7 protein-coding genes and 1 pseudogene are annotated in these 6,880 nt (G+C 66.8%); 4 read left to right on the plus strand and 4 right to left on the minus strand.

Annotation, left to right across the window (positions count from 1 at the left end; genetic code table 11):
- Nucleotides 1-72: 72 nt before the first annotated feature.
- Complete coding sequence (gene exoS / locus HMPREF3014_RS29045; RefSeq protein ID WP_003113791.1) at nt 73-1,434, minus strand: T3SS effector bifunctional cytotoxin exoenzyme S; 1,362 nt, start codon at nt 1,432-1,434, stop codon at nt 73-75.
- Between the two features lie 187 nt (nt 1,435-1,621).
- On the opposite strand from exoS, the gene HMPREF3014_RS29050 reads away from it, so the two are divergent.
- The gene (locus HMPREF3014_RS29050; protein ID WP_003111148.1) at nt 1,622-1,972 is read left to right on the plus strand and encodes a CesT family type III secretion system chaperone; all 351 of its coding nucleotides are present in this window, start codon (nt 1,622-1,624) and stop codon (nt 1,970-1,972) included.
- A gap of 290 nt (nt 1,973-2,262) precedes the next feature.
- On the opposite strand, the pseudogene HMPREF3014_RS35480 reads toward HMPREF3014_RS29050, so the two are convergent.
- Nucleotides 2,263-2,502: pseudogene (locus HMPREF3014_RS35480) on the minus strand (DUF2165 family protein); the annotation flags it as partial.
- Nucleotides 2,503-2,577: 75 nt separating this feature from the next.
- The gene (locus tag HMPREF3014_RS29060) at nt 2,578-3,189 is read right to left on the minus strand and encodes a glutathione S-transferase (protein WP_019485971.1); all 612 of its coding nucleotides are present in this window, start codon (nt 3,187-3,189) and stop codon (nt 2,578-2,580) included.
- A gap of 123 nt (nt 3,190-3,312) precedes the next feature.
- Between HMPREF3014_RS29060 and HMPREF3014_RS29065 the strand changes: the two genes are divergently transcribed.
- Entirely contained in the window at nt 3,313-4,209 is an 897-nt protein-coding gene (locus tag HMPREF3014_RS29065; RefSeq protein ID WP_003100573.1) for a LysR substrate-binding domain-containing protein, read from the plus strand.
- On the opposite strand, the gene HMPREF3014_RS29070 is transcribed toward HMPREF3014_RS29065, so the two are convergent.
- The gene (locus tag HMPREF3014_RS29070; RefSeq protein ID WP_003100571.1) at nt 4,199-4,741 is read right to left on the minus strand and encodes a hydrolase; all 543 of its coding nucleotides are present in this window, start codon (nt 4,739-4,741) and stop codon (nt 4,199-4,201) included. The two genes, HMPREF3014_RS29065 and HMPREF3014_RS29070, sit on opposite strands and share 11 nt — an antisense overlap.
- Before the next feature lie 103 nt (nt 4,742-4,844).
- Between HMPREF3014_RS29070 and HMPREF3014_RS29075 the strand changes: the two genes are divergently transcribed.
- Both HMPREF3014_RS29075 and HMPREF3014_RS29080 read left to right on the plus strand, forming a co-directional pair.
- Complete coding sequence (locus HMPREF3014_RS29075) at nt 4,845-5,315, plus strand: SRPBCC family protein (RefSeq protein WP_003100569.1); 471 nt, start codon at nt 4,845-4,847, stop codon at nt 5,313-5,315.
- Nucleotides 5,316-5,388: 73 nt separating this feature from the next.
- On the plus strand, nt 5,389-6,744 hold the full coding sequence (locus HMPREF3014_RS29080) for a TAXI family TRAP transporter solute-binding subunit (RefSeq protein ID WP_003111143.1): 1,356 nt from the start codon (nt 5,389-5,391) through the stop codon (nt 6,742-6,744).
- Nucleotides 6,745-6,880: the final 136 nt, after the last annotated feature.

Consider the following 6,880-nt stretch of genomic DNA (forward strand, 5'->3'; position numbering starts at 1 on the left):
CCGGATCCGCTGCCGAGCCAAGAATCGGACACCCCAAGGTGTCCGTTCGTGACGTCTTTCTTTTACGACCGGTCAGGCCAGATCAAGGCCACGCATCCTCAGGCGTACATCCTGTTCCTGGACCTCGCCTGAACGTTCCGGTTTGCTTGCCAGGTCGAGAGCATCGAGCAGTCCCTGGCTATGGCCACTCTGCTCCCCCAGGGCCGCCTCTTCGAGGACCCGGCGGGTCACTCCCTGCTCATCGCTGGCGCTCAGCAGCACGCGCATGTCGGTCTCTTTGTTATAGAGAATCTCTTTTTCATTCTTGTAGTTCGATATCCCGCTGACATCGATTCCGGACCTGCCGAACACGGTGGATATCGTGCCCTGCCCGAAGCTCCTCGCGACACCGGGGTTCAGGGAGGTGGAGAGATAGCCGTCGTCGTGGCCAACCTTGCCCTCTTCCACCGCGTTGAAGGCATCCCCGCCACGGGTGCCACGGAAAGTCTTCACTACCTGTTCAGCCTGTCCGCTCTTCTCGAAGGCCGCGGACATACCTTGGTCGATCAGCTTTTGTCCCGCATCCAGCTCCTGCCCCTGACGCAGAGCGCGATTCAGGTCCGCGTAGTGAATGCCGGTGTAGAGACCAAGCGCCATCACTTCGGCGTCACTGTGGATGCCACCAGGCTGTCTGCCCAGGTACTTTTCCGCATCCGCCCCGAACCGCTTCACCAGGCCATCCGCCAGCGCCTTGTCGGCCGATACTCTGCTGACCTCGCTCTCTACCGCTTGGCGCAACAGTGCGACCTCGCTCATTACCTGATGCAACTGGTCGGTGATTTCGCGCCGCAGTTCCGGGCTTGCGTCGAGCACCAGTTGACTCGCGGCACCGCCGGTGGTGCCCCACTGCTGCAGCGCGATCCCGCCGATGCTCCGTTCGAGCAGGCGGCCAGCCTGGATACGGGACTCCTCGACCTGGCTGCCGGCACGAATGCCGGCCAAGGCGGTGCTCAGCGAACGCAGCGCCCCATCTCCGCTGGCCAGGCGGGAGTGCTCCCGGGCCAGTCCTTCCGGTGTCAGGGTCGCCAGCTCGCTCGCCTTGTCGAGTCCCTTCAAGGTCATGGGCAATGCCTGCTGCAGCACCATCTGCTTGAACACGACGGCCGAGGACATGACCGCAGGCTGCGCGTCCTGACTGGGCTGCGGCCCGGTGCGGGCGTGGGAGCCCAACAGTTTGCCCAGCCAGTCCATGATCGCCACGAAGGGACGCACGAGCGCCGCGCCCAGGCGAGCGAGCAGCCCCTCACCCTTCGGCGCGTCCTGGCGCTGGGCCAACTGCTGCGCTTCACTGGGGGTGGCGACCTGGCGGGCCTCAATCTGTCCCAAACGCCCACTGGCGGCCTGGTGCAATTCGACGGCGAAAGACGGACTCTGCTGAAGCGATTGAATATGCATGATGGTTGCCTTCTCCTGATGTTTCTCCGCCAGTCTAGGAACGGGAAACCCCATCGCCTATCAGGATTGGCCGCCGTTTTTTCACTGGAATCGGCAGCGGCAAAACCTAAAAAAAGAGAACCACGATTAACAGTCTCTCCGGGCTGGCACTGCTCTAATAGCCGCCTCCAGTGACTCGGAACACGCCATGAATCCACTCTACCGCGCCGCCATCCACCAGCTTTTTCTCGCTCTCGATCTCCCGACGCCCAACGACGAGGAGAGCGTACTCAGCCTGCAGGTGGGCCCGCATCTCTGCCATCTGGCAGAACATCCGACCGATCACCTGTTGATGTTCACCCGCCTGGAAGGACAAGGAGACGCTACGGCCAGCGAGCAGAACCTGTTCAGCCAGGACCCTTGCAAGCCGATCCTGGGCCGCGACCCCGAAAGCGGCGAACGGCTGCTCTGGAACCGCCAGCCCTTGCAGTTGCTGGACAGGGCCCAGATCCACCATCAACTCGAACAACTGGTCGCCGCCGCCGAAGAGCTGCGCTGAGCCCAGTCGGGCGAAAGGAGCCGATGCCGCAGGTTCTGCTTTCCTCGAAGAACCCCGGGGCTGAACTCCAGTGACCATGCCGAGCCAGCCGGAGCACCTGCCCTCGAGGCAGCCGGCTGCCACTGCCCGGGGGCAGTTCCAACTGCGTCAGCCCATGCAGCGCGTGCGAACAGAGGGGAGCCGAGGGACCGGGTGGCAGGAGCGAGATGCGACTTCGCGCTATCGACGGGCGTCCGGCTCGCTCCACTGTCGCCGTCCTCGCGTCCTGCTCCTCGTACCGGCAGTCCCCATCAGTTCCAGCGGACGTTGAGCACGAAGAAGTTCGCCAGCACCCAGACCACCAGCAGCAGGTGGGTCAGTTGCAATCCCTCCTGGCGGATCCAGTAGCCGAACCAGAGCCCGCCCAGCAGCATGCCGAAGAGCAAGCCGAGGGCCGCGCTCAGGACCAGGCTGAGCCAGGGCCGGGCCGCCTCCAGGCCGGCGCCGAACAGCAGTTCGCAACAACCGGTCCGGGCCGTGACGACGGCAGCGACCTACAGCGAACCGAGGCCGGGCGCAGGCGGAAACGAGCCGTTCGAGGGGCGCCAGCCTGGCCCCTCGCGGGCTCAGACCGGCGGCGTCTCGACGAACACCGGCAACCCCTCCGCATAATCCGAATAGCTTGCCAGTTCCGGGTATTCGCTGGCGGCGACCCGCTCCGCGACCACCAGTTGGCTGAAGCGCCAGGCCACCGCGACGGTCACCCCGACCAGGTCGATGCCGCCGTCGCGTGCCAGCGGCTCCTGGCGCAGCGCTGCCTCCAGCCAGTCGTAGGCCGCCAGCAACTGCCCCTCCACCCGCTCCAGCCAGGGGCCGTGGCGGCGTTCCTCGGGACGCAGGTTCAGTTCGTAGTAGATCTGCACGGATTTCTCGCAGGCCACCAGCGCCGCGCCGATCAGGCTCAGCGCCCGTGCACGGGCCTGCGGCCGTTGCGGCAGCAGACTGCGTTCGCGGCCGGCCAGGCACTCCAGGTAATCGAGGATCAGGCTGGAGTCCATCAGCACGGTGCCATCGTCCAGCACCAGCGTGGGCGCCTTGACCATCGGGTTGAACAGGCTGAACGCCTCGAAATTGCGAAACACCGACAGCGGCCGGTGCTCGTAGGGCAGGTCCAGCAGGCGCAGGGCGATGGCGACCCGGCGCACAAAAGGCGAATCCAGCATACCGATCAGTTGCATCGCGGCATCCTTTGTCGATGATTAAGCGCCGCTAAGAGGGTGGCGCCTGGGGAAATCACTCTAGTCGTTGCACAACGCGAAAAATATCGAGATAAATTCAGCGAACTCTTTAGAAAAACTTACATGAGCGACCTCCCTCCCCTCACCGCGCTGCGCAGCTTCGAAGCGGTCGCCCGGCTCGGCAGCATCAGCCAGGCCGCCAGCGAGCTGCACGTCACCCACTCGGCGATCAGCCAGCAGATCAAGCTGCTGGAAAACCTCCTCGGCCTGGCCCTGTTCGTCCGCGAGGGGCGCGGCCTGCGCCTGAGCGAGAACGGCCGGTTCTACGCCCTGCAGGTACGCGCCTCGCTGGGCGAGATCGCCGACGCCACGCGGGTGGTGCGGGCGCGTCCACGGGAGGGTGAGCTGGTGGTCACGGTGATGCCGTCCTTCGGCCTGAACTGGCTGCTGCCGCGCCTGCCGCGCTTTCGCGAGCGCCATCCGCACTGTCGTGTGCGGCTGGTCGCCAGTCTTGACGTGCAGAACCTGCGCCAGGGCCTGGCCGACCTCGGCGTACGCATCGGCAAGGGCGACTGGGAAGGGGTCGGTCGGGAACGCCTGTTCGACGACGAGTTGCTGATGGTCGCCGCGCCCGACTTCAACGGCGGCCGCCTGCCGCGCACGCCGAGCGAGATCGTCGCCTGCCCTACACTGCGCTCCACCGAATCCTGGGCGCTCTGGTGCCAGCGCGCCGGCGTGGCGGAACCGCAGCACGGACTGCTGATCAATGACTCGAACCTGCTGCTGGAAGCCGTGCGCCTGGGCCAGGGCATCGCCCTGGAGCGTCGCAGCCTGGTCGCCGGCGCCCTCGCCGAGGGCCGCCTGGTGCAACTGGGCGACATCCGCGTGCCCTACCCCTATCCCTACTGGCTGGTCTGGCCGCAGCGCGAGCCGCCGAGCGACCGCCACCAGGCCTTCGCCGACTGGCTGCGCGAGGAGGCCCGGCGCTACCAGGCCGAGCAACCGCCGCTCAGCGAATGAAGTTGCGGCTGATCTCGCGGAAGCGGTCGCTGCCGGCGCGTTCCATCCATTCGAAGGCGACCATCTCCCGCGACACGATCATCGCCCCGGCCTGGCGCATCCGCTCCACGGCCAGCGCCTTGTCGCTCGGCCGCCGCGAGCCGATCGCCTCCTCCACGACGAACACTTCGCGACCACGGCCAAGCAGGTCGAGCACGGTCTGCAGCACGCAGACGTGCGCCTCGCTGCCGCAAACCACGAACTGCCGGCGGTCGCCGCCGGGCGCGCGCAGCAGGGCGCCGTCGGCGGCGGCCGAGAAGTCCAGCTTCTCGAGGATCTGCGTGGGCTCCAGCTCATCGCGCAGGGCCGCCACCGTCGGCCCCAGGCCCTTGCTGTACTGCTCGCTGGCCAGCACCGGCACGTCCAGTGCGCGGGCCACGCGCAACAACCACTGGCTGTACTCGACCAGCGCCGGACCGTCGTCGATGGCCGGCAGCAGGCGTTCCTGGATATCGACCACCAGCAGGGTCGAGGTTGCGGCGCGGATCAGCATGGCGTCCTCCTTCGGTTCGACGTCTCGGTTCGTCTGGCTTAGGCTTGCACGGCACGGGCGCCATGGACAGCGCGTCCTCCCACAACCCTAGCAGGAGCCTGCGATGAATATCAGCCTGCATTTCGAATCGCGCCTGCAGGCCAGCCCCGAACAGCTCTGGCGGTGGATCACCTCGGTGGACGGGATACTCCGCGAGATACGCCCGTTGCTGAGCATGAGCGTACCGCCCGGTATCCGCAGCCTCGAAGACCTGGAGGTAGTGCCCCGGCGCCCGCTGTTCCGCAGCCACATGCGCCTGTTCGGCTTGCTGCCGCTGGGCACTTCGCAACTGACCCTGCTGGAGCTGACGCCCGGCCACGGCTTCATCGAACAGTCGCCGATGACCGGCATGCGCCTCTGGCGCCACGAGCGACGCATCCTGCCGACACCGGGCGAGGCCGGGGAATGCCTGCTGGTCGACCAGTTGACCGTGCGCCCGCTATTCGCCGCCGGACTGGTACGCTGGTTCCTCACCCGCATCTTCCGGCATCGCCACCGGGTGCTCTGCCGGCAGTTCCGCACGGACCGCCGGTGACCCTCGGCTACGCTGAGGAGTGCGCCCGCCCGCATCCGTCATACCCTTCTGGAGAGCAGCACAAGGACCGCTCATGAATCGCATCAAGCACCTGCTCAAGGACCTCGCCATCCTGATCCGCGCCAACCTCTGGCTGATCCCGGTGATCGCCGCCCTGGTCGCCGCGGTGTTCTATTTCGTCGCCCCGCCGCCGCCGATGAGCGCGACCATGGCCACCGGCGCCGAGGGCGGCGGCTACGCCGTGTTCGCCGGCAAGCTCCGGGAAAAGCTCAAGGAGCAGGGCTTCGAACTGAAGCTGGTGCCCAGCGCCGGCTCGCGCGACAACCTGGAGCGCCTGCTCGGCACCGGCGAGGTCGACATCGCCCTGGTCCAGAGCGGCCAGGAGCGCCAGCTCGAAGCCGGGCAGGCGCGCCAGTTGCAGACCCTCGGCGCGGTCTACCAGGAACCGCTCTGGCTGTTCCACCGCAGCAACGTGCACATCGACCAGCTCAGCGACCTGCTGCACCTGCGCCTGGCCATCGGCAGCGACGGCAGCGGCACCCGCGCCGCCACCGAGGCGATCCTGCAGGCCAACGACATCGCCCCGGGACACTATCCGATCACCTGGGAAGCCCGCGGCGGCAACGCGGTGGTCGACGACCTGCTGGCCGGCAAGCTGGACGCGGCGTTCATCGTCGGCCCGGCGGAGAACCCGGCGATCCAGAAATTGGCCGACAACGACCAGCTTCGCCTGGTCAACTTCCGCCGCAGCGCCGCCTACGAGGCGCGCCTGCCGTTCCTCAAGCGGGTCGAGGTCGGCGAAGGCCTGCTCAACCTGCCGCGCAACGTGCCGGAACGAAACATCAGCACCCTGTCGCCGGTGGCCACCCTGGTGATCAACGAACGCTTCCACCCGGCGCTGATCCCGCTGGTGCTGGAAGCCGCGCGCGAGGTGATGAAGGACGGCAGCCTGCTCGACAAGCCCGGCGCCTTCCCCAGCGCCGAGCCGCGCACCCTGCGCCTGCACGAGGACGCCGAGCGCTACTACAAGAGCGGCCTGCCGCTGCTGCAGCGCTACCTGCCGTTCCGCATCGCCTCCCTGGCGGACCGCTACATCATCCTGCTGATCCCGTTCATCGCCATCCTCATCCCGCTGATGAAGTCCATCGGCCCGCTGTATCGCTGGCGCATCCGCGCGCGCATCTACCGCTGGTACCGCTACATCCGCGACATCGACCGCAAGCTCGACAGCGGTACCGACGCCGAGCAACTGAGAAGCGAGATCGAGCGGCTGGAGAAACTGGAGAGCGAGCTGAACACCGTGGAGGTGCCGCTCTCCTACTACCACGAGCTGTACGAGCTGCACCTGCACCTGAACTTCGTGATCAAGCGCCTGCACGGTCTGCAGGAACGCCAGGCGACGCAGGCAGAAGCCGGCAACCTCGGGTAAACTGGCCGATCCGCGGGCGCGCCAGCGGCGTGTCCCGCAGCGTCGCGGAAACCTGCGCGGCGCCGCCGATTACCTGAAAGGTCGAACCTGACATGCCGATCCATCACGCCATCGTCCACCTGATCGAGAAGAAGCC

Source organism: Pseudomonas sp. HMSC065H01, from assembly GCF_001815235.1.
Lineage (GTDB): Bacteria > Pseudomonadota > Gammaproteobacteria > Pseudomonadales > Pseudomonadaceae > Pseudomonas > Pseudomonas aeruginosa.

Excerpts from the sequence above, each read along its gene's own strand:
- exoS (WP_003113791.1), bottom strand. The coding sequence starts at position 1,434 with ATGCATATTCAATCGCTTCAGCAGAGTCCGTCTTTCGCCGTCGAATTG.
- HMPREF3014_RS29050 (WP_003111148.1), top strand. The coding sequence starts at position 1,622 with ATGAATCCACTCTACCGCGCCGCCATCCACCAGCTTTTTCTCGCTCTC.
- HMPREF3014_RS29060 (WP_019485971.1), bottom strand. The coding sequence starts at position 3,189 with ATGCAACTGATCGGTATGCTGGATTCGCCTTTTGTGCGCCGGGTCGCC.
- HMPREF3014_RS29065 (WP_003100573.1), top strand. The coding sequence starts at position 3,313 with ATGAGCGACCTCCCTCCCCTCACCGCGCTGCGCAGCTTCGAAGCGGTC.
- HMPREF3014_RS29070 (WP_003100571.1), bottom strand. The coding sequence starts at position 4,741 with ATGCTGATCCGCGCCGCAACCTCGACCCTGCTGGTGGTCGATATCCAG.
- HMPREF3014_RS29075 (WP_003100569.1), top strand. The coding sequence starts at position 4,845 with ATGAATATCAGCCTGCATTTCGAATCGCGCCTGCAGGCCAGCCCCGAA.
- HMPREF3014_RS29080 (WP_003111143.1), top strand. The coding sequence starts at position 5,389 with ATGAATCGCATCAAGCACCTGCTCAAGGACCTCGCCATCCTGATCCGC.